The following is a 20,366-nucleotide window of genomic DNA, read 5'->3' as shown; positions in this document are numbered from 1 at the left end:
TCAGGAGGCGTTCGCAGGGCGCGCGGCGAGGATCGCCTCCGCGAGCGCGAAATCTTCCGGGTACGTGACCTTGAAATTGCGCAGGCTGCCCTGCACCACGCGCGGCGTATGGCCGGCCCATTCGATCGCGCTCGCTTCGTCGGTCAGGTCATGCCCTTCCCGCTGCGCGCGCAGGATCGCCTCGCGCAGCATGCCGATGCGGAACATCTGCGGCGTCTGCGCCTGCCACAGCGCGTCGCGCGACTCGGTGCGCGCGATCGCGTCGCCGCCGGCCGGCACGCGCTTGAGCGTATCGGCCACCGGCAGCGCGACGATGCCGCCGACCGGATCGTCCTTCAGCGCCGCAACCAGCGTGCGGATCAGCTCAGGCGTGATGCCCGGGCGCGCGGCGTCGTGCACCAGCACCCAGTCGTGGTCGGTCGCGCCGAACTCGGCCAGCTCGAGCAAGCCGTTCAGCACCGACGCCTGGCGCGAGCCGCCGCCGCAGCGGCGCACCGCGAAGCGCAGCCCCGCGAAGCGGCGTGCATCGAAATGGGTATCGTCGGGCGCGAGGACGACGAGCGTCTGCGCGAATTCGCTGCACGCGTCGAACGCGGCGAGCGTGTAGTGCAGCAGCGCGCGGCCGGCCAGCGTGCGGTATTGCTTCGGCACGGCCGAACCGGAACGGCTGCCCGTGCCGGCACAGGGAATCAGGGCGAAAAGTCGGGGAGTCACGAAATGGAACGCCGGAAAGATGAAATCGAGAAGCGGATTTTATAATAGGTCTTTCGTCTCGACCGGCGCACCGCGATGCGCCCGTGCACGCCACCCCTGTCGTCCCTATGCCAGATAACGCTTCCACCCCGTCCGCCTCGCCCGTTGCCCGCGTCAAGCCCGGCCAGCGCTTCGCCTTCGACGGCGCGCATGGTTCCGCCGATGCGCTCGCCATCGCCCGTTATCTCGCCGACAACCGCGGGGAGGTGCCGCTCCTCGCGGTGATCTGCGCGAACGCGGTCGACGCGCAGCGGCTCTCGCAGGAAATCCGCTACTTCTCGCCCGACGCGCGCGTGCGCCTGCTGCCGGACTGGGAAACACTGCCGTACGACACCTTCTCGCCGCACCAGGACCTCGTGTCCGAGCGTCTCGCGACGCTGCACGATCTCGGCGAAGGCCGCTGCGACATCCTGCTCGTGCCCGCGACCACCGCGCTGTACCGGATGCCGCCCGCGTCGTTCATGGCCGCGTACACGTTCGCATTCGCACAGGGCGAGCGGCTCGACGAAGCGAAGCTGAAGGCGCAGCTCACGCTGGCCGGCTACGAGCACGTGAGCCAGGTCGTGCGGCCCGGCGAATACTGCGTGCGCGGCTCGCTGATCGACCTGTACCCGATGGGCTCGCCGCTGCCGTACCGGATCGACCTGTTCGACGACCAGGTCGACTCGATCCGCGCGTTCGACCCGGACACGCAGCGCAGCCTCTACCCGGTGCGTGACGTCCGCCTCCTGCCCGGCCGCGAGTTTCCGTTCGACGAAGCCGCACGCACGGCCTTCCGCAGCCGCTGGCGCGAAACCTTCGAAGGCGACCCGAGCCGTGCGCCGATCTACAAGGACATCGGCAACGGCGTGCCGTCGGCCGGCATCGAGTATTACCTGCCGCTGTTCTTCGACGAAACCGCCACGCTGTTCCACTACCTGCCGCAGGACGCGCACCTCGTGTTCACCGGCGATCTCGAGGCATCGATCCGCCGCTTCACGGCCGATACGAAGCAGCGCCATGCGTTCCTCGCGCACGATCGCGAGCGGCCGATCCTCGAACCGCAGCGGCTGTTTCTGTCCGACGAGGATTTCTTCGCGTTCGCGAAGCCGTTCGCCCGCGTCGTACTGCCCGCGCAGCCGGCCGGCGGCTGGGCGACCGCGCTGCCCGAGCTCACCGTCGATCGCCATGCCGACGATCCGCTCGCGTCGCTGCGCACGTTCGTCGAATCGTCGGGCAAGCGCGTCCTGCTGACCGTCGAATCGGCCGGCCGCCGCGAAACGATCCTGCAGTTGCTCGCCGAACACCATCTGCGGCCCGCGTCGAACGACCACTTCGCGGGCTGGCTCGAGAGCGACGAACGCTTCGCGCTCGGCGTCGCGCCGCTCGCGAACGGCTTCGCGGTGCCGGGCGAAGGCTATGCGGTCGTCACCGAGACCGAACTGTACGGCGCGCTCGGCCGCCGCGCGGGCCGCCGCCGGCAGGAACAGGCCAGCAACGTCGACGCGATGGTGCGCGACCTGTCGGAGCTGAAGGTCGGCGACCCGGTCGTCCACGCGCAGCACGGCATCGGCCGCTACATGGGCCTCGTGTCAATGGATCTCGGCGAAGGCGAAACCGAATTCCTGCATCTCGAATACTCGGGCGACAGCAAGCTCTACGTGCCCGTCGCGCAACTGCACGTGATCTCGCGCTACAGCGGCGCCGATCCCGACAGCGCGCCGCTGCACGCGCTCGGCTCCGGCCAGTGGGAGCGCGCAAAGCGCAAGGCCGCGCAGCAGATCCGCGATACGGCCGCCGAACTGCTGAACCTGTACGCGCGCCGCGCGGCCCGCGAAGGCCACGCGTTCTCGCTCGATCCGCGCGACTACGTGAAGTTCGCCGAAAGCTTCGGCTTCGAGGAGACACCCGACCAGGCCGCCGCCATCGCGGCCGTGATCGGCGACATGACGAGCGGCAAGCCGATGGACCGCCTCGTGTGCGGCGACGTCGGCTTCGGCAAGACCGAGGTCGCGCTGCGCGCTGCGTTCATCGCGGTGCTGGGCGGCAAGCAGGTCGCGCTGCTGTCGCCGACCACGCTGCTCGCCGAGCAGCATACGCAGACCTTCGCCGACCGCTTCGCGGACTGGCCGGTGCGGATCGTCGAGCTGTCGCGCTTCAAGACCGCGAAGGAAGTCAACGCGGCGATCGCGCAGATCAACGAAGGCAGCGTCGACATCGTGATCGGCACGCACAAGCTGCTGTCGTCCGACGTGCAGTTCAAGCGCCTCGGCCTCGTGATCATCGACGAGGAACACCGCTTCGGCGTGCGCCAGAAGGAGGCGCTGAAGGCGCTGCGCGCGGAAGTCGACGTGCTGACGCTCACCGCGACGCCGATCCCGCGTACGCTCGGGATGGCGCTCGAAGGGCTGCGCGATTTCTCGGTCATCGCAACCGCGCCGCAGAAGCGCCTCGCGATCAAGACCTTCGTGCGCCGCGAAGAAGAAAGCGTGATTCGCGAGGCGATGCTGCGCGAGCTGAAGCGTGGTGGCCAGGTGTACTTCCTGCACAACGAGGTCGAGACGATCGAGAACCGCAAGACGATGCTCGAGGCGCTCGTGCCGGAGGCACGCATCGCGATCGCGCACGGTCAGATGCACGAACGCGAACTCGAACGCGTGATGCGCGATTTCGTCGCGCAGCGCGCGAACGTGCTGCTGTGCACGACCATCATCGAGACCGGCATCGACGTGCCGAGCGCGAACACGATCATCATGCATCGCTCGGACAAGTTCGGCCTCGCGCAGCTCCACCAGCTGCGCGGCCGCGTCGGCCGCTCGCACCACCAGGCGTATGCGTACCTGCTGGTCCACGATCCGCAGGCGCTGACCAAGCAGGCCCAGCGCCGGCTCGAAGCGATCCAGCAGATGGAGGAACTCGGTTCGGGCTTCTATCTCGCGATGCACGACCTCGAGATCCGCGGCACCGGCGAAGTGCTCGGCGACAAGCAGTCGGGCGAGATCCACGAGATCGGCTTCCAGCTCTATACGGACATGCTGAACGACGCGGTGAAGGCGCTGAAGAACGGCAAGGAGCCCGACCTCACCGCCCCGCTCGCCGCGACGACGGAAATCAACCTGCACGCACCGGCGATCCTGCCGGCCGACTACTGCGCGGACGTGCAGGAGCGGCTGTCGCTGTACAAGCGGCTCGCGAACTGCGAGCACGGCGACGCGATCGACGGCATCCAGGAGGAGCTGATCGACCGCTTCGGCAAGCTGCCGCCGCAGGCGCACGCGCTCGTCGAGACGCACCGGCTGCGGATCGCCGCGAAGCCGCTCGGCATCGTGAAGATCGATGCGAGCGAGGTCGCGATCGGGCTGCAGTTCGAGCCGAATCCGCCGATCGATCCGATGCGGATCATCGAGATGGTGCAGAAGCACCGGCACATCAAGCTCGCGGGCCAGGACAAGCTGCGCATCGAGACGCGCTCGCCCGATCTCGCGATCCGCGTGTCGACGATCAAGGAAACGCTGCGCGCGCTCGGTCCGAAGCAGGGAGCGGCTGCCCCGGTGCGCTGACGCGATACTGACGGGTGCGGCGTTGCTGCACCGCATCGCGCCCGACGCGGGCGGGCCGACGCGTTTTTGAGTATGATTTTCCCATTCTTCAGACGGAGTTTTGCCATGTCCACTCTCGACGCGACGGCGCCGTCCGCCGCCGACCAAGGTGACGCGTCGCTCGTCAGCCTGCCCTGGATCAAGCAACTGGTGTCGATGGACACAACGAGCCGCGTGCCGAACCTCGGCCTGATCGAAACGGTGCGCGACGCGCTCGCCGCGAAGGGCATCGCCTCGACGATCACGCACGATCCGCGCGAAGGCTGGGCCAACCTGTTCGCGACCGTGCCCGCGCACGACGGCTCGACGAACGGCGGCATCGTGCTGTCGGGACATACCGACGTCGTGCCGGTCGACGGCCAGCAATGGGACAGCAATCCGTTCGCGCCGGAAATCCGCGACGGCCGCCTGTACGGCCGCGGCACCTGCGACATGAAGGGCTTCATCGGCACCGCGCTCGCGCTGCTGCCCGAGATGCAGGCGACCAGGCTCGCGAAGCCGATCCACTTCGCGCTGTCCTACGACGAGGAAATCGGCTGCGCGGGCGCGCCGCTGATGATTGCGGATCTGGTCAAACGCGGCGTGCAGCCGTCCGGCTGCATCGTCGGCGAGCCGACCAGCATGCGGCCGATCATCGCGCACAAGGGCATCAATGCGTACCGCTGCTGCGTGCGCGGCCACGCGGCGCATTCGTCGCTGACGCCGAAGGGGCTGAACGCGATCGAGTATGCGGCACGCCTCATCTGCCACATCCGCGACATCGCCGACCGCTTCCGCGCCGAAGGCCCGTTCGACGCGCTGTACGACGTGCCGTTCACGACCGCGCAGACGAGCACGATCCAGGGCGGCAACGCGATCAACACGGTGCCGGCCGAATGCCGGTTCGACTTCGAGTTCCGCAACCTGCCGACGCTCGATCCCGAGCAGATCTTCACGCGCATCGAAGCGTATGCACGGGACACGCTGCTGCCGCAGATGCTTCGCGAGCATCCGAATGCCGCGATCGAATTCTCGAAGATCGCCGCGGCGCCCGGCCTCGACGCCACCGAACAGGCCGCGATCACGCAACTCGTTCGCGCGCTGACGGCCGACCAGGACAAGCGCAAGGTCGCATACGGCACCGAGGCCGGCCTGTTCGAACGCGCGGGCATCCCGAGCGTCGTATGCGGGCCCGGCAACATCGAGCAGGCGCACAAGCCGAACGAATATGTCGAGCTCGCGCAGCTCGCCGCCTGCGAACAGTTCCTGCGCAAGTTCATCCGCAGCATGTCGGTCGACGCGCACTGACTGCCTCCCGCCACGCCGGCCCGCGTGTGCGGGCCGGCCCACTCCGCCACCCGCCACGTCATGTCGACTGAACACCACGGCACCGCCCATACGACGATCGACGGCGAGCCGATCCCGACGCTCGACGAAATCGCCGCGCAGCATTTCGCACTGTCGCCCTGGGTCGCGCGCACGCCCGTGTTCGAACGCGCCGACCTGCCGTCCCTCGAGGGCACGCATGTCAACTTCAAGTTCGAGTTGCTGCAGGCCAGCGGCAGCTTCAAGGCGCGTGGCGCATTCACGAACCTGCTCGCGCTCGACGAGGCACGCAAGAACGCCGGCGTCACCTGCGTGTCGGCCGGCAATCACGCGGCGGCTGTCGCGTATGCGGCGATGCGGCTCGGCAGCAGCGCCAAGGTCGTGATGTTCCATACCGCGAGCCCGACGCGCATCGCGCAATGCAAGCAGTACCGCGCGGAAGTCGTGCTGGCCGGGAGCGCGTCGCAGGCGTTCGACCTCGTCCGGCGGATCGAGGCCGAGGAAGGCCGCTTCTTCATCCATCCGTTCAACGGCTATCACACGATCCTAGGCACCGCGACGCTCGGCTACGAATGGGCAACGCAGACCCCCGACCTCGACGCGGTGATCGTGCCGATCGGCGGCGGCGGGCTCGCGGCCGGCATGGCGACCGCGCTGCGGCTCGCGAATCCGCGCGTGCACGTGTACGGCGTGGAGCCGGAAGGCGCCGACGCGATGAGCCGCAGCTTCGCGGCGAATCACACGATCAAGATGAGCGCGATGCAGACGATCGCCGATTCGCTGATGGCGCCGCATACCGAGGAATACAGCTACCAGCTGTGCCGGCGCCATGTCGACCGCATCGTCACCGTGTCCGACGACGCGCTGCGTGCCGCGATGCTGTTCCTGTTCTCGCACCTGAAACTGTCGGTCGAACCGGCGTGCGCGGCCGCGCTGGCCGCACTGCTCGGCCCGCTCCGCGAAACACTGCAGGGCAAGCGCGTCGGCGTGCTGCTATCCGGCACCAATACCGACCCCGGCACACTTGGCATGCATCTCGCGCACGCGAAATTGCAGCACTGACCCCGTATCGGGCACTCGCGGGTAAACCTAGGGTTATCCCCAGATTATGTTGACAGCCCTGTTGATAACCCGCCGGACAAGCACGCAAGTGGTTGAGCGCGCAGCGTTTTGCGCGCGCGGAGGTCGATCGTCACGAAATGGGCAGATGCGGCCGTCAGCCGCATGGGCCGCGACCGGGTGGCGCCGCGCGGCACCGGTGGTCGGCAGTGTCGCGATCGCGCTGCTCGCCGGTTGCGCGGCACCATCCTCGCCCGTCGACGGCGCGCCGTCGGCCTGCGCGCAGCCGGGCGAGCACCGCATGCTGCAGGCCGACCTGCTGTTCGGGCGCGACATCGCCGGGCGCAGCCCCGTCACCGATGCGGAACGCGCGACGTTCCTCGCCGACACGGTCACGCCGCGGTTCCCCGACGGCCTCACCTACTGGGACACGCACGGCCAGTGGCGCGACCGCGCAAGCGGCGGAATCACGCGCGAAGACAGCTTCGTGATCCGTATCATCGCCGCCGATACGCCCGACACACGCGCACGGCTCGCCGCGATCCGGCAGGCGTACAACCAGCGATTCCACCAGCAATCGGTCGGCATCACGCTCGTGCCGGCCTGCGCGTCGTTCTGATTCCGCTTCCGCCGCGGCTTGCGCCGTAAAAAAACGGGCGCCCGAAGGCGCCCGTCGCATGCCGGAACCGCGGCGTACCGCTTACTTGTTCTCGAACATGTCCATGATCTGCTGCTTCTCCTGCGGCGTGACAGGCGGCGGTGCAAGCCCCGCCGCACCGGCCGAGCCGAGTGCGTCGTTCGCGCTGATCGAGTTCTCGGACGGGTTGATGTCGACGTTCGCGACGAAGCCGTTGCCCGGCGTACGATCGGCGTAGAACAGCTCGCCGTCGATCGAGGTCAGGCCGTCCGGCATCGGCATCTGCTGCTCGGGCACGCCGTTCAGCGCGGTGCGCATGTAGTTCACCCAGATCGGCAACGCGAGCTGCGCGCCGAATTCGCGGCTGCCGAGGCTCTTCGGCTGGTCGAAGCCCATCCACGCGACCGCGACGAGCGATTGCTGGTAGCCGGCGAACCAGCCATCCTTCGCGTCGTTCGTCGTACCGGTCTTGCCCTGCAGGTCGCTGCGGCCCAGTGCGTTGGTGCCCGCGCCCGTGCCGGCCGTCGCGACGGAATGCAGCAGGCTGTTCATCACGTACGCGTTGCGGCCTTCGATCGTGCGCGGTGCCGTGCTGCCCGCGAGCACCGGCTGCGACTTCTGCAGCGGCTGGCCGCGTGCGTCGTCGACTTCGGCGATCAGGTACGGATCGACCTTGTAGCCGCCGTTCGCGAACACCGCATAGCCGGTCGCGAGCTGCAGCGGCGTCACGAGGCCCGCGCCGAGCGCCATCGGCAGGTAAGGCGGCGTCTTCGCCGGATCGAAGCCGAAGCGCTGCGTCACGTACTGCTGCGCATACTGCGTGCCGATCGATGCGAGGATCCGGATCGACACGAGGTTCTTCGAACGTTGCAGGCCGGTGCGCATCGTCATCGGGCCGTCCGGCTGGTCGTCGTCCTTCGGCTCCCATGCGGTGCCGCCCGGCACGCTCGGCGGGAAGTACAGCGGCGCGTCGTTGATCATCGTCGCCGGCCCCATGCCCTTGTCGAGCGATGCCGAGTAGATGAACGGCTTGAACGACGAGCCCGGCTGGCGCCACGCCTGCGTCACGTGGTTGAACTTGCTCTTGTTGAAGTCGAAGCCGCCGACGAGCGAGCGGATCGCGCCATCCTGCGGCGCGATCGCGACGAGCGCGCCTTCGACCTGCGGCAGCTGCACCACCTGCCAGCCCGTCTTGCCGTCCTTCAGCACGCGCACGACCGAGCCCGGCTTGATGCGCAGCGTGTCGTTCGCGCGGGGGCCGAGCGCGGCCGCGACGAAGCGCAGCCCGGCCGGGCCGATCGTCGTGGTCGCACCGCCGACGAACTGCACCTCGACCGCAGCCGGCGATGCCGACAGCACGACCGCCGACTGCAGGTCGCCGTTGTCCGGGTGATCGGCGAGCGCGTCGTCGATCGCCTCGTCGCGGTCGTCGCCGGCCGCGGGCAGCTGGATCGACGCTTCCGGCCCGCGATAGCCGTGGCGGCGCTCGTAGTCGAGAATGCCGCGACGCACGGCCTGGTACGCGGCTTCCTGGTCGGACGAGTTGATCGTCGTCGTGACGGTCAGCCCGCGCGTATAGGTTTCGTCCTTGTACTGCTGGTACATCATCTGCCGCACCATCTCGGCGACGTACTCGCCGTGCACCGCGTACTGGTTGCCCGGCGTGCGCACGTGGATCTCTTCCTTCACGGCCTCGTCGTACTGCGGCTGCGTGATGTAGCCGACTTCGAGCATGCGCTTCAGGATGTATTCCTGGCGCACCTTCGCACGCTTCGGATTGACGACCGGGTTATACGCGGACGGCGCCTTCGGCAGCCCCGCGAGCATCGCCGCTTCCGCGAGCGTGATGTCCTTCAGGTCCTTGCCGAAATACACGCGCGCGGCGGCCGCGAAGCCGTACGAGCGCTGGCCGAGATAGATCTGGTTCATGTACAGCTCGAGGATCTGGTCCTTCGTCAGGGCCCTCTCGATCTTGTACGCGAGCAGCATTTCGTAAATCTTGCGCGTGTAGGTCTTCTCGCTCGACAGGAAGAAGTTGCGCGCGACCTGCATCGTGATCGTGCTCGCGCCCTGGCGCGCGCCGCCGTGCATCAGGTCGGCCACGCCGGCGCGCAGGATGCCGAGGAAGTCGACGCCGCCGTGTTCGTAGAAGCGGTAGTCCTCGATCGCGAGCACCGCCTTCTTCATCACGTCGGGAATCTCCTGGAAGCGCACGAGGCTGCGGCGCTCCTCGCCGAACTCGCCGATCAGCACGTGATCGGCCGTAAACACGCGCAGCGGCACCTTCGGCTGATAGTTGGTCAGCGCATCGAGCGACGGCAGTTGCGGCGCCATCACGACCAGCGCGTAGCCGACGATCAGCGCGCCGACGATCGCCAGCGTCACGAACAGGCCGACGAACCACAGCACGACGCGCGAGCCGAACGAGCGACGGCGCCCGCCGCCGCCGCTGCGCTCGGTGCGGCGATCGTCGTCGCGATCGTCGTCATCGGGGTAATAGGCTCCGGACGGCGAACGGCGCAGCGTGTAGTGGGGTTCGTTCCTGTCGGAAGAAGAAGGCGGTCGTTTGATAATTGGCATGTCGGAATGGCGGGCGTACGTGGCGCCCTCGGACGCATGCGGAAATGCAGGCGAATGAATCAGAGCAGAGACATCGTGATGCGGCTGTCACGTCGACAGACCCCGCCGCGCGGCGATCCGTTCCCGCGACGTGACAGCGCATTTTAATGAAATCGACCGGGTGCCTTCGCGATTTTTTGTAAAAATTCCCGCAATGCCGCGATTTAAGGAACGTATTGTCGGCATCCTCTGCCTATCATGGACACGCAATATGGCGCGCATCGCCGGCTTTCTTTCAATCGCGAAAGGTTCGATATCCTGATGCGCAAGCCGCTTGAACTCGCGCGTTTAAGCCGTATTTAAGTGAACCGGTGGTGTAATATCCGCCGGCTCATGCGGGTCGGAACCGGCTCGCAATGGGCACTGCCGCGGTCACGCGGCGCCTTTCAACCACGGAGGATTTCATGTCGCTTTTCGACTCTGTTTCGCGCACGATCAAAGGCCTGCTGAACGATGCGGCCGATTCGGTACAGGATCCGTCGCGCGACGCACGGCAGATCGTGCGGGAGCTCGACGACAGCATCGGCCGTGCCGAGAATTCGCTGATCGAGATCGAGGCACAGGTCGCGACCCAGCGCAGCAAGCGCGATGCGGCCGACGACAAGGTGAAGAAATACGAGGACGGCGCGAAGCGCGCGCTGCAGTCCGGCGATGAAGCACTCGCACGCGAGGCACTCGGCGCGCAGTCGAACGCGGAAGCCGAGCGTGACGCGCTCGCGGCCGAACTGTCGACGCTCGAGCCGTCGGTCGACAAGCTGAAGGGGCAGATCGCCGACATGCGTCAGCGCCGCAACGACCTGAACGCACGCTCGAACATCCTGCAGGCCAAGCAGGAAATCGCGCAGGCGAAGGACGTCGCGGCAAGCGCGTTGGGCGGCATCGGCGGCAAGAACCTGTCCGAGGATTTCCAGAAGCTCGAGGACAAGGTCGCACTGCAGAACGCACGCTCGGACGCGCGCCTGAATTCGGCCGACACGTCGAGCGGCAAGGCGCTCGACGACAAGCTCGCCGCGCTGAACAAGGGCCCGTCGGTCGAGGATCGCCTCGCCGCACTGAAGAAGCAGCTCGACACGCCCGCGCAGTAACGGCAACTGCGGGCAACCGCGCCGCCGCCCGCCCCGGGCGCGGCGCGAACCGATCGTCAGGAGACGGGCGCCTGCGCCCGGTTCGACCATGAAGAAATCTCTCGCCGCACTCGGCCTCTCGCTGATGTTGCTGTCGTCCGCCGCGTTTGCGGTCCCGTCGCTGCAGCAGGTCGAGCAATCGATCGCGCAACGCAACTGGCAGCAAGCCGACACGCAGCTGTCGCAAGTCATCGACGCCCATCCGAACAACGCGCACGCGCGCTACCTGTATGCGCAGGTGCTGGACCGCGAAGGCCGCGCGTCCGACGCACTCGAGCAGCTGCAGCGCGCGAAGTCGCTCGATCCGCAACTGAAGTTCACCGACGCGTCGCGCTTCGCGCAGACGGAGTCGCGCATCCGCGCCGACGCCGCGCGCGTGAGCGGCAACGTGCCTTCGGCCACGCAGGCCGGCACGCTGCAATCGTCGCTCGCGCCCGCCGTCGCGCCGGCCGAGAAACACGGCCCGTCGACCGGCATGTGGATCGCCCTCGGGCTGATCGTCGCGGTGATCGCGCTGGTGCTGCGCTGGACGCTGCGGCGCGCACGCACGGCCGACGACAGCCGCGCCGACGACGAACGCCGCACGCAGCTCAAGCGCGCCACCGACGTGCTGAACGACATCCGCCCGCTGAAACTCGACGCGAAGCTGTCGACGGCGCCCGGCGCCGCAGCGCTCACGGGTGAACTCGAAGCGATCGAGACCGACGCGCGCACGCTCGTCGAAACGCTGGCGAACGGCAAGAATCCGGTGCCGCCGTATCGCGTCGATGAACTCGAACAGCGCCATGCGAGCGTAAAGGCACGCGTCGAAGGCCGCCCGGACCCGGCCGCGCAACCCGCGGCACCGGCCAACGGCAGCGGCTCCGTGTATGCGCAGGAAGCCGACCGCATGACGGGCGCCCAAGGCCAGCCGTATCCGCAGCAGCCCTACCCGCAACAGCAACCGCCTGTCGTGATCCAGCAAGGCGGCGGCGGTTTCGGTGGCGGCATGGGCGGGCTGCTGACCGGCGTATTGCTCGGCGAGGCGATGTCGGGCGGCCGCGAGCGCGTCGTCGAACGCGACGTGATCGTCGACGGCGAGCGCCGCCGGCAGGAGAACGACCCGGGCTTCGACCTCGGCCGCGGCGATGCGTCGAACTGGAGCGACGGCAACAGCGGCGGCGGCATGGATCTCGGCAGCAACGACGACGGCTGGACCGACGACAACACCTGAAGTTGCGCAGCGCGTCGACGCACCCGCGACGCGCTGCCTCGCACGCCACGCTCCCCAGCATGGCCGGCCGCGCCGACGCGCGGATTTGTCAATCATTTCAAGATGGGCTACCGGCAATGGGGAGCGTTCGCTATCATGCGGCCATCGGCGTGCCACCGACCCTCATTCGACGCTCTGCATCCCTGCGCGTCGCGGCACGCCTCCCCTCGCCCCAACCAGGAGAAAGCCGCTCATGAGCATCATCAAGGAATTCAAGGAGTTCGCCGTCAAGGGCAACGTGATGGATCTCGCCGTCGGCGTGATCATCGGCGGCGCGTTCTCGAAGATCGTCGATTCAATCGTGAAAGACCTCATCATGCCGGTCATCGGCGTGCTGACCGGCGGTCTGGATTTCTCGAACAAGTTCGTTCTGCTCGGCACCATCCCCCCGACGTTCAAGGGTAATCCCGATTCGTTCAAGGACCTGCAGGCCGCGGGTGTCGCCGCGTTCGGCTACGGCTCGTTCATCACCGTCGCGATCAATTTCGTCATCCTCGCATTCATCATTTTCCTGATGGTCAAATTCATCAACAAGCTGCGCAAGCCGGAAGAAGCCGCACCGGCCGCGACGCCGGAAGACACCGTGCTGCTGCGCGAGATCCGCGATTCGCTGAAGCAGCGCTGATCGCCGAGCGCCCCGCCAGCCAGGCCCGCCCCGTGCGGGCCTTTTTATTGCGCGCGCGATGCACCGCCGCCTGCGGCCTATCTCACTTTTTTGTGACGGGCGAATGCACGCGCGGGGAAAGCAGGTCTATGATGGAGACTAAACGACAGTACGGGCGCCAAGACGCTGGCTGTGTCGATCATGGCGAGCAGGTCGACGGGAGACATTGATCGTCGTACTGCACGAAGGCAGCATTTTCGTGTGCTATAAAGGATCGACATGCGGCGTACATAGCCGGGAGTGGGTCGCATGAAAGTGCCGCATTTCTTGCAATTGTTTTTGAGGCGAGTGTTTATGTCCTTCCCGAAAAAACGTCGGCGTGCCCAGCAGGATGGCCAGGAGTCATTCCTCGCGGTATTGCGCCACTCGAAACCGTTTGCCCAGCTCGACACCAAGATTGCCCGCGCCCGTGCGCAGGACGAACCCGTCCTGTACGCGCATGTGCTGCCCGGTCTCGACGTGCTCCTGTGCAGCGTGCGCGGCGCCCAGCCGCCCTATCCCGCCATCGCCGAGCTGCGCAAGCGCTGCATCGAATCGATCGCCAACGCGCTCGAGCAGCCGCTGGACGGCCTCGAGAACGGCGGATACTGGTATGAAGCAAACGGCTTCGGCTTCCTCGTGTTCGCCAGCCGTGCGCGTGCGCGCATCCTGCCCGAGTTTGGTGCAGGCACGAAAGCGAGCCTGCGCGGCGGGCTCGGCCGCCAGAACGCCGGCGACACGACACCACGCTCGCTCGGCTGATCCGCCTGCCATTCGATGGGCCGCCTCCGGGCGGCCCATCTGCCATTCACGCGCCCTGCCTGCCCGTCACGACGCCTGCTGACGCCCGTTGCCGGGCCGCACGATGTCGATGAACGCGGCGAAATCGGCGCCGGCAAGCCCTTGCGCGGCACCGAGCCGCAACACCTGCTGGACGGTGGCCGACACCGGCATCACCGCCCCCGTGTCGCGCGCCGCGTCGGCGATCGCATCGACATCCTTCTGGAACGTGCTGAGCGCGCCGATCGGGGCGTGACCGCCCGACGTCATGCGCGGCACGAACGTCTGCAGCAGCACCGAATCGGCCCAGCCGCCCGCTAGCGCTTCGGCCAGCCGCGCGGCATCGATGCCGCTCGCCTGCGCCAGACCGACGGCCTCGGCGATCGCGGTCACCGTCGCGGTGACGATCGCCTGGTTGCACAGCTTCGCCGTCTGCCCCGCGCCCGCGTCGCCCATGTGCGTGATGCGCGACGCGTACGTGTCGATCAGCGGCCGCACCGCGTCGAGATCGTCCGCGCTACCGCCGGCCATCACCGCGAGCGTGCCCGCCTGCGCGCCGGGCACGCCGCCCGATACGGGCGCATCGACCCAGCCGACGCCAAGCGCGGCTGCGCGCGCCGCGTAATCACGCGTCGCGGCGGGCGGAATGCTCGAATGATCGACGATGCGCCGCAGGCGACGCGCAGCGGCGTCGCCGGAGAGCAGCCCGTGCTCGCCGAACACGACCTCACCCACCGCGCGGCCGTCGAGCACGCACACGCATACCGTATCGACGCGCTCCGCCAGTTCGCGCGGCGTGCCGACCACCTGCGCGCCATCCTTCACGAGCGCCTCGGCCTTGTCGCGCGAGCGATTCCACACGCTGACCCGATGCCCGGCCGCCAGCAAATGCCGAATCATCGGCGCGCCCATCAATCCCGGTCCGCAAAATCCGACTTCCACGATGTTCCTCGTCTCCGATATGGGTTGAACTTGCCGCCCATCATACCTATCACTCAAGAAGCCGGGCACGCGCGGCGCCGCTTCGGGACCACGGCTTGCACCGGCCATCCATACCGACATCCCAGGGAGCGCATCATGAGCGACCACGTGTACAAGATGATCGAGCTGACCGGTTCGTCCAAGCAATCGAGCGACGACGCCATCCGCAACGCGATCTCGAAAGCCGGCAAGACGCTGCACAATCTGCACTGGTTCCAGGTGACCGAAACGCGCGGCCACATCGAAGGCGACCAGGTCGTTCACTGGCAGGTCACGCTGAAGGTCGGCATGCGCATCGACGACTGACGCGCCCGCCGCATCACACGCCGCGCCGCGATCCGGACTCGCGCAACGCGCGTCCGCGCGGCACCGCGCGCTTCACATCGCCCCCCGTTCGGGCCCCTTGTCGCGGCCCGGCTGGCGGGTGCCTGCGGGTATCCATCTCTTGACGCTGGCCCATCTTCATATTAAAAACGATATACCCCAATGCCCCATCGATCAGCCCAGACATATAACCCGGAGATATCATGAGTCAGCAACGCGAGGCGATCGACACGTACCTCTTGCGCGTCTTGCACACCTTGTTGATGGAGCGCAGCGTCACGCGCGCGGCCGTCAAACTGAACCAGTCGCAACCGGCGATCAGCGCCGCGCTGCGGCGCCTGCGCGACATCACCGGCGATCCGCTGCTGGTGCGCGGCAAATCCGGCATGGTGCCGACCGAATACGGGCTGCGCCTGCTCGAGCCCGTGCAGAACGCGCTGCGTGAAATCGAGCGCATCAAGTTCCAGCAGCACAACTTCGACCCGGCCACGTCGATCCGCTGCTACCGGATCGGCTGCCCCGACTACCTGAATGTGCTGTTCGTGCCGACCGTGGTCGAGCGCTTCCGGCAGGCCGCGCCGAACGCGACGCTCGAATTCCACTCGCTCGGCCCCGCGTTCGACTACGAGCTCGCGCTGGAAGACGGCAAGCTCGACATCGTCGTCGGCAACTGGCCCGAGCCGCCCGAGCAGCTGCACCTGTCGAACCTGTTCGTCGACGAAATCGTCTGCCTGATGAGCAACACGCACCCGTTCGCAAAGCGCGGCGGGCTCACGCTCGACCAGTACCTGAACGCGCCGCATCTCGCGCCGACGCCGTACTCGGTCGGCCAGCGCGGCGCGATCGACGTGCATCTCGCGCGCGAACGGCTCAAGCGCCACGTGGTCGTCACGCTACCGTACTTCAACCTCGCGCCGTACGTGCTCGTGAAGTCCGACCTGATCTTCACGACGACGCGCCTGTTCGCCGATCACTACGCGAAGTTCCTGCCGCTGTCGGTCGTACCGGCACCGCTCGACTTCCCGCCGATGCAGTACTACCAGCTGTGGCACGAGCGCTGCCACTACTCCGACGAAGTGCGCTGGCTGCGCAGTCTCGTCGCCGAAGCCACCCGCACGCTGATCGAGGCGTAACGGCACGCGCCTCCCGCGCCGTCCCGGCGCGGTGCGGTGCGACGACAGCGGGCGGCACGCCTGGCAACGCAGCCGCCGGATGGCTTCAGAATTTCTTCAGCGCGATGCCTCGACCAGTGCCTGTGCAAGCGCGTTGTGACGCGCGATGACGGGCGGCAGGTCGAGCGTCGCCAGCCGCCCCTCCCGCACCACCACCTTCCCGTTCACCACCGTGTACGCCGTCTGCGACGGCGCGCAGAACACGAGCGCCGCGACCGGATCGTGCAGCGCGCCCGCGAACAACGGCTGGCGCAGGTCGAACGCGGCGAAATCCGCCGCCATGCCGGGCTTCAGCGCGCCGATATCGTCGCGGTTCAGCACCTTCGCGCCGCCGAGCGTCGCGATCTCGAGCGCTTCGCGCGCGGTCATCGCATCGGGGCCGAAACCGACCCGTTGCAGCAGCAGCGCCTGCCGCACTTCCGCGACCATCTGCGCGCCGTCGTTCGACGCGGAGCCGTCGACGCCGAGACCGACCGGCACACCCGCGAGACGCATCTTCTTCACCGGCGCGATACCCGACGCGAGCCGCATGTTCGAGCACGGACAATGCGCGACGCCCGTACCGGTGCGCGCGAACAGGCCGATGCCCGCATCGTCGAGCTGCACGCAGTGCGCATGCCACACGTCGTGGCCGACCCAGCCGAGATCTTCCGCATATTCGGCGGGCGTCATTCCGAACTTCTCGCGGCTGTACGCGATGTCGTTGACGTTCTCCGCAAGGTGCGTGTGCAGCGACACGCCGTATTCGCGCGCGAGCACGGCCGCGTCGCGCATCAGGTCGCGGCTCACCGAGAACGGCGAGCACGGCGCGACGACCACGCGCAGCATCGCGTAGCGGCCTTCGTCGTGATAGGTCTCGATCAGGCGCTGCGTGTCGCGCAGGATGTCGGGTTCGCGCTCGACAACGGAATCGGGCGGCAGCCCGCCGTCGCGCTGGCCGACGCTCATCGCGCCGCGGCTCGCGTGAAAGCGCATGCCGATCTGCTGCGCGGCGCCGATGCTGTCGTCGAGGCGGCTGCCGTTCGGATAGATGTACAGATGATCGCTCGACGTCGTGCAGCCCGACTGCAGCAGCTCGGCCATTGCGGTCAGCGTCGACACCTCGATCATCTCGGGCGTCAGGTGCGCCCAGATCTTGTACAGGTTCGTGAGCCAGCCGAACAGCTCGGCGTTCTGCGCCGCGGGCACCGCGCGCGTGAGGCTCTGGTACATGTGGTGGTGCGTGTTCACGAGCCCCGGAATCACGAGGTGGCCGCGCAGGTCGAGCACTTCGTCGGCCGTGTCGGGCAGCTCGGCGGTCGGGCCGACCGCAACGATCCGGTTGTCTTCGATGTAGAGCCCCGCGTCGCGCAGCTCGCGGCGCGTGTCGTCCATGGTCACGAGCACATCGGCGTGCTTGACCAGCAGGGTCTTCGGGCGGGATGAGGAAGGGTTCGGCGCGCGTGCGCCAGCGTGCTGCTCGAGGTTCATGCGTTCTCCGCGTCGGTCTGCTTCCAGGGGCTGATCCTGGAGGCGGTCACACAGCCGTTCGAACGCTGAATCGCGGCACGCTCCGGTGCCTGCGTCCGTTCGAACGCCCTGGCCCGGTTACCCGGCGTGCTCGCCGTCTTCGGGGTACGCGCGGGCCATCGGCCGACGCGCACGGCGGGAGGATCGCCCAAGCGCGCGCCGCACACAATGCGCGATCCGGAATACCGCGCTTCACGGTTTCGATATGGTACGCCGCGCAACGCCCCGCCGGAGGCCCGAAACGCCCGCCGGAAGCCCGATCCGGCGTGCCGTCGACAGCCGCTCATGCGCGGCGCATTATCTTTGATATCGCGCCCGTATTTGCGCGGGGAACCTTTTTACAATGCCTGCACGGCGCTCGCTTCAATCTCGCCGACGGGTATGTAGCCACGTGACGTGGAGCCTCGATCCGCCGCACAGTCAATGGATCGAGTCGCCGCCGAACCTCGCATTCACACAAGGACAATTGCGAATGGGAAAGCTCACTACCCACGTACTCGATACGGCGCACGGCCGTCCCGGCGCTGCAATCAAGGTGGACCTCTACGCGCTGGACGGCGAATCGCGCCGCGCGATCAAGACCGTGCTGACCAATAGCGACGGCCGCTGCGACGAACCCCTGCTCGAAGGCGCCGCGCTCGCCGCCGGTGAATACGAACTCGTGTTCCATGCCGGCGACTACTTCGCGTCGCTCGGCGTGAAGGTGCCCGAACCCCGTTTCGTCGATCGCGTCGTGCTCCGCTTCGGCATCGCCGACACCGGCTCGCACTACCACGTGCCGCTGCTCGTGTCGCCGTGGTCGTACAGCACCTATCGCGGCAGCTGACATCCGCATCAGCGCCCACATCAAGACAAAATCTGAGTCTGGAGGAGTTTCATGGAAGGCTTCATCACCGACTGGCTGAACCTCGCGCTGCGATGGCTGCACGTCATCGTCGCCATCGCGTGGATCGGCGAGTCGTTCTATTTCGTCGCGCTCGACAACAGCCTGAAACCGCCGACCGACCCGAACCAGCGCAAGCGCGGTGTGTTCGGCGAACTGTGGCACGTCCACGGTGGCGGTTTCTACAACATGCAGAAGTACACGGTCGCCCCGCCGGAAATGCCGGATGACCTGCACTGGTCGAAGTGGCCGTCGTACACGACCTGGCTGTCGGGCTTCTCGCTGTTCTTCGTGCTGTACCTGCTCGCGCCGAACACGTACCTGATCGACAAGAGCGTGCTCGACATGGGCCCGGTGGTCGCCGTCGCATCCGCACTCGGCTTCCTCGCCGCCGGCTGGATCGTCTACGACTCGCTGTGCCGCATCCTCGGCACCAACGATCGCGTGCTCGGCATCTGCGTCGGCATCTACGTGGTCGCTGCCGCGTACCTCGCATGCCACATCTTCGCGGGTCGTGCCGCGTACCTGATCGTCGGTGCGATGCTCGCGACGATCATGTCGGCGAACGTGTTCTTCGTGATCATTCCCGGCCAGCGCAAGATGGTCGACAAGATGCTCAAGGGCGAAGAGCCGAACCCGATCTACGGCAAGCGCGGCAAGCAGCGCTCGGTGCACAACACGTACTTCACGCTGCCGGTGGTGTTCGCGATGCTGTCGAACCACTATGCGATGACCTACACGAACAAGTTCAACTGGGTCGTGCTCGTGATGATCATGCTGGCCGGCGCGCTGATCCGCCAGTTCTTCGTGATGCGTCACCGCGGCAAGCAGCTGTGGTACCTGCCGATCGGCGGCGTCGCACTGCTGTCGGCCGCGCTGGTCTGGACGATGCCGAAGCCGGTCGCACCGGAAGCGCAGGCCGCGAACGCACCGAAGGTCGTGATCAACGACATCATGCCGATCCTGCAGCAGCGCTGCGTCGAGTGCCACTCGGCGAAGCCGACGCTGATGGGCAGCGCGCCCGCAGGCGTGATGTTCGACACGCCGGACGAAGTGTCGAAGAACGCGCAGCGTATCTACGAACAGGCCGTGCGCCTGAAGGCGATGCCGATCGGCAACGTCACGCACATGACCGACGACGAGCGGACCAAGCTCGCCGCCTGGTTCGAGGGTGGCGCGAACAAGTAAGCCGCCGTGCGCCGGATGCAGGATGCCGGCGCAATCCTCTCCGTTCGCGGGCCCGGTGACGGGCCCGTTTTTTTTGCGTGCTTCAGCTACGCGTCGCGCTGGAGCGCGACCAGCGCATCGAGCGCACGCGGGCCGTCGTCGAACGGCACGAAGATGTGATCGTGACAGGCAGCCGCCATCACGTTGCAACTGATGCCGGCCGCACCGAGTGCGCGTGCGAACGCCGCCGTGAGGCCGACCGCCGCGAGGTCGGAATGCACGGTCAGCGTGATCCAGGCCGCACGGAACAGCACGGGCCAGCCGTGACGCGCGGCCGTCTCCTCGTCGACGACGACCGTCAGCCCTTCCGCTTCGCGGAACGTTGCAATTACTTCGGATAACGATACGTCTGTATCGGGCGGCAGCGACACGAATGCGAATGCGCCCGGGTGCAGTTCGGGCCGCATCGTGCGCAGCAGGATCGCGAGGTCGTTTTCAGGTTGGCTCATCGGAGGAACACGTCCGGAACCGGACGTCGTGCGGTGGCGATGCGGGCACGATAGCACGCGCCGCTGCCACC

Annotated in this window: 17 protein-coding genes; 12 read left to right on the top strand and 5 right to left on the bottom strand. The window is 67.2% G+C overall.

Annotated features, from left to right (window positions below):
• Complete coding sequence (gene ispD, locus LGN19_RS25185) at positions 1–714, bottom strand: 2-C-methyl-D-erythritol 4-phosphate cytidylyltransferase (protein ID WP_122945649.1); 714 nt, start codon at positions 712–714, stop codon at positions 1–3.
• 107 nt (positions 715–821) lie between these two features.
• Here ispD and mfd point away from each other — a divergent pair, with 107 nt between their 5' ends.
• From mfd to LGN19_RS25165, 4 genes are all read left to right on the top strand, one after another.
• Positions 822–4,292, top strand: coding sequence for a transcription-repair coupling factor (mfd, locus tag LGN19_RS25180; RefSeq protein WP_174960949.1), 3,471 nt, complete (start codon positions 822–824; stop codon positions 4,290–4,292).
• 105 nt (positions 4,293–4,397) lie between these two features.
• Positions 4,398–5,618, top strand: coding sequence for an acetylornithine deacetylase (argE, locus tag LGN19_RS25175; protein ID WP_175223369.1), 1,221 nt, complete (start codon positions 4,398–4,400; stop codon positions 5,616–5,618).
• A gap of 60 nt (positions 5,619–5,678) precedes the next feature.
• Entirely contained in the window at positions 5,679–6,698 is a 1,020-nt protein-coding gene (locus LGN19_RS25170) for a threonine/serine dehydratase (protein ID WP_226217719.1), read from the top strand.
• 145 nt (positions 6,699–6,843) lie between these two features.
• Positions 6,844–7,314 carry a DUF3574 domain-containing protein gene (locus tag LGN19_RS25165; protein WP_226217717.1) on the top strand — a complete coding sequence of 157 codons (471 nt, stop codon included), beginning with the start codon at positions 6,844–6,846 and terminating at the stop codon, positions 7,312–7,314.
• 81 nt (positions 7,315–7,395) lie between these two features.
• Here the strand turns inward: LGN19_RS25165 and LGN19_RS25160 are convergent, their stop codons facing one another.
• Complete coding sequence (locus LGN19_RS25160) at positions 7,396–9,912, bottom strand: penicillin-binding protein 1A (RefSeq protein WP_226217715.1); 2,517 nt, start codon at positions 9,910–9,912, stop codon at positions 7,396–7,398.
• Between the two features lie 443 nt (positions 9,913–10,355).
• Here LGN19_RS25160 and LGN19_RS25155 point away from each other — a divergent pair, with 443 nt between their 5' ends.
• The 4 genes from LGN19_RS25155 to LGN19_RS25140 all read left to right on the top strand — a co-directional run bounded on the left by LGN19_RS25155 (position 10,356) and on the right by LGN19_RS25140 (position 13,732).
• A complete protein-coding gene (locus LGN19_RS25155) occupies positions 10,356–11,036 on the top strand; it encodes a PspA/IM30 family protein (protein WP_011352396.1) in 681 nt (226 codons plus the stop codon).
• Positions 11,037–11,124: 88 nt separating this feature from the next.
• Positions 11,125–12,288: a tetratricopeptide repeat protein gene (locus LGN19_RS25150; protein ID WP_226217714.1), complete on the top strand. Its 1,164-nt coding sequence runs from the start codon at positions 11,125–11,127 to the stop codon at positions 12,286–12,288.
• Positions 12,289–12,520: 232 nt separating this feature from the next.
• Positions 12,521–12,952, top strand: coding sequence for a large conductance mechanosensitive channel protein MscL (gene mscL, locus LGN19_RS25145; protein ID WP_077232803.1), 432 nt, complete (start codon positions 12,521–12,523; stop codon positions 12,950–12,952).
• Positions 12,953–13,285: 333 nt separating this feature from the next.
• The gene (locus tag LGN19_RS25140; RefSeq protein WP_027784713.1) at positions 13,286–13,732 is read left to right on the top strand and encodes a hypothetical protein; all 447 of its coding nucleotides are present in this window, start codon (positions 13,286–13,288) and stop codon (positions 13,730–13,732) included.
• A 66-nt stretch (positions 13,733–13,798) separates the two neighbouring features.
• Here the strand turns inward: LGN19_RS25140 and LGN19_RS25135 are convergent, their stop codons facing one another.
• Positions 13,799–14,692, bottom strand: coding sequence for an NAD(P)-dependent oxidoreductase (locus LGN19_RS25135; RefSeq protein WP_122945656.1), 894 nt, complete (start codon positions 14,690–14,692; stop codon positions 13,799–13,801).
• A gap of 135 nt (positions 14,693–14,827) precedes the next feature.
• Between LGN19_RS25135 and LGN19_RS25130 the strand changes: the two genes are divergently transcribed.
• Positions 14,828–15,037 (top strand): dodecin, encoded by a 210-nt coding sequence (locus tag LGN19_RS25130; protein ID WP_011352399.1) that lies wholly within the window; start codon positions 14,828–14,830, stop codon positions 15,035–15,037.
• 221 nt (positions 15,038–15,258) lie between these two features.
• The gene (locus tag LGN19_RS25125) at positions 15,259–16,188 is read left to right on the top strand and encodes a LysR substrate-binding domain-containing protein (RefSeq protein WP_006762467.1); all 930 of its coding nucleotides are present in this window, start codon (positions 15,259–15,261) and stop codon (positions 16,186–16,188) included.
• 96 nt (positions 16,189–16,284) lie between these two features.
• On the opposite strand, the gene LGN19_RS25120 is transcribed toward LGN19_RS25125, so the two are convergent.
• Positions 16,285–17,697, bottom strand: coding sequence for an 8-oxoguanine deaminase (locus LGN19_RS25120; protein WP_226217713.1), 1,413 nt, complete (start codon positions 17,695–17,697; stop codon positions 16,285–16,287).
• 511 nt (positions 17,698–18,208) lie between these two features.
• On the opposite strand from LGN19_RS25120, the gene uraH reads away from it, so the two are divergent.
• Positions 18,209–18,562 carry a hydroxyisourate hydrolase gene (gene uraH / locus LGN19_RS25115; protein ID WP_011352401.1) on the top strand — a complete coding sequence of 118 codons (354 nt, stop codon included), beginning with the start codon at positions 18,209–18,211 and terminating at the stop codon, positions 18,560–18,562.
• 51 nt (positions 18,563–18,613) lie between these two features.
• Positions 18,614–19,807, top strand: coding sequence for a urate hydroxylase PuuD (locus LGN19_RS25110; RefSeq protein ID WP_122945658.1), 1,194 nt, complete (start codon positions 18,614–18,616; stop codon positions 19,805–19,807).
• 86 nt (positions 19,808–19,893) lie between these two features.
• On the opposite strand, the gene LGN19_RS25105 is transcribed toward LGN19_RS25110, so the two are convergent.
• Positions 19,894–20,295 (bottom strand): ACT domain-containing protein, encoded by a 402-nt coding sequence (locus tag LGN19_RS25105; protein WP_226217712.1) that lies wholly within the window; start codon positions 20,293–20,295, stop codon positions 19,894–19,896.
• Positions 20,296–20,366: the final 71 nt, after the last annotated feature.

Source organism: Burkholderia sp. AU30198 (assembly GCF_020419825.1).
Taxonomy (GTDB): Bacteria; Pseudomonadota; Gammaproteobacteria; order Burkholderiales; family Burkholderiaceae; genus Burkholderia.
Note: the sequence above shows the minus strand (reverse complement) of the source record. Positions and strands in the feature narration are given on the sequence as shown.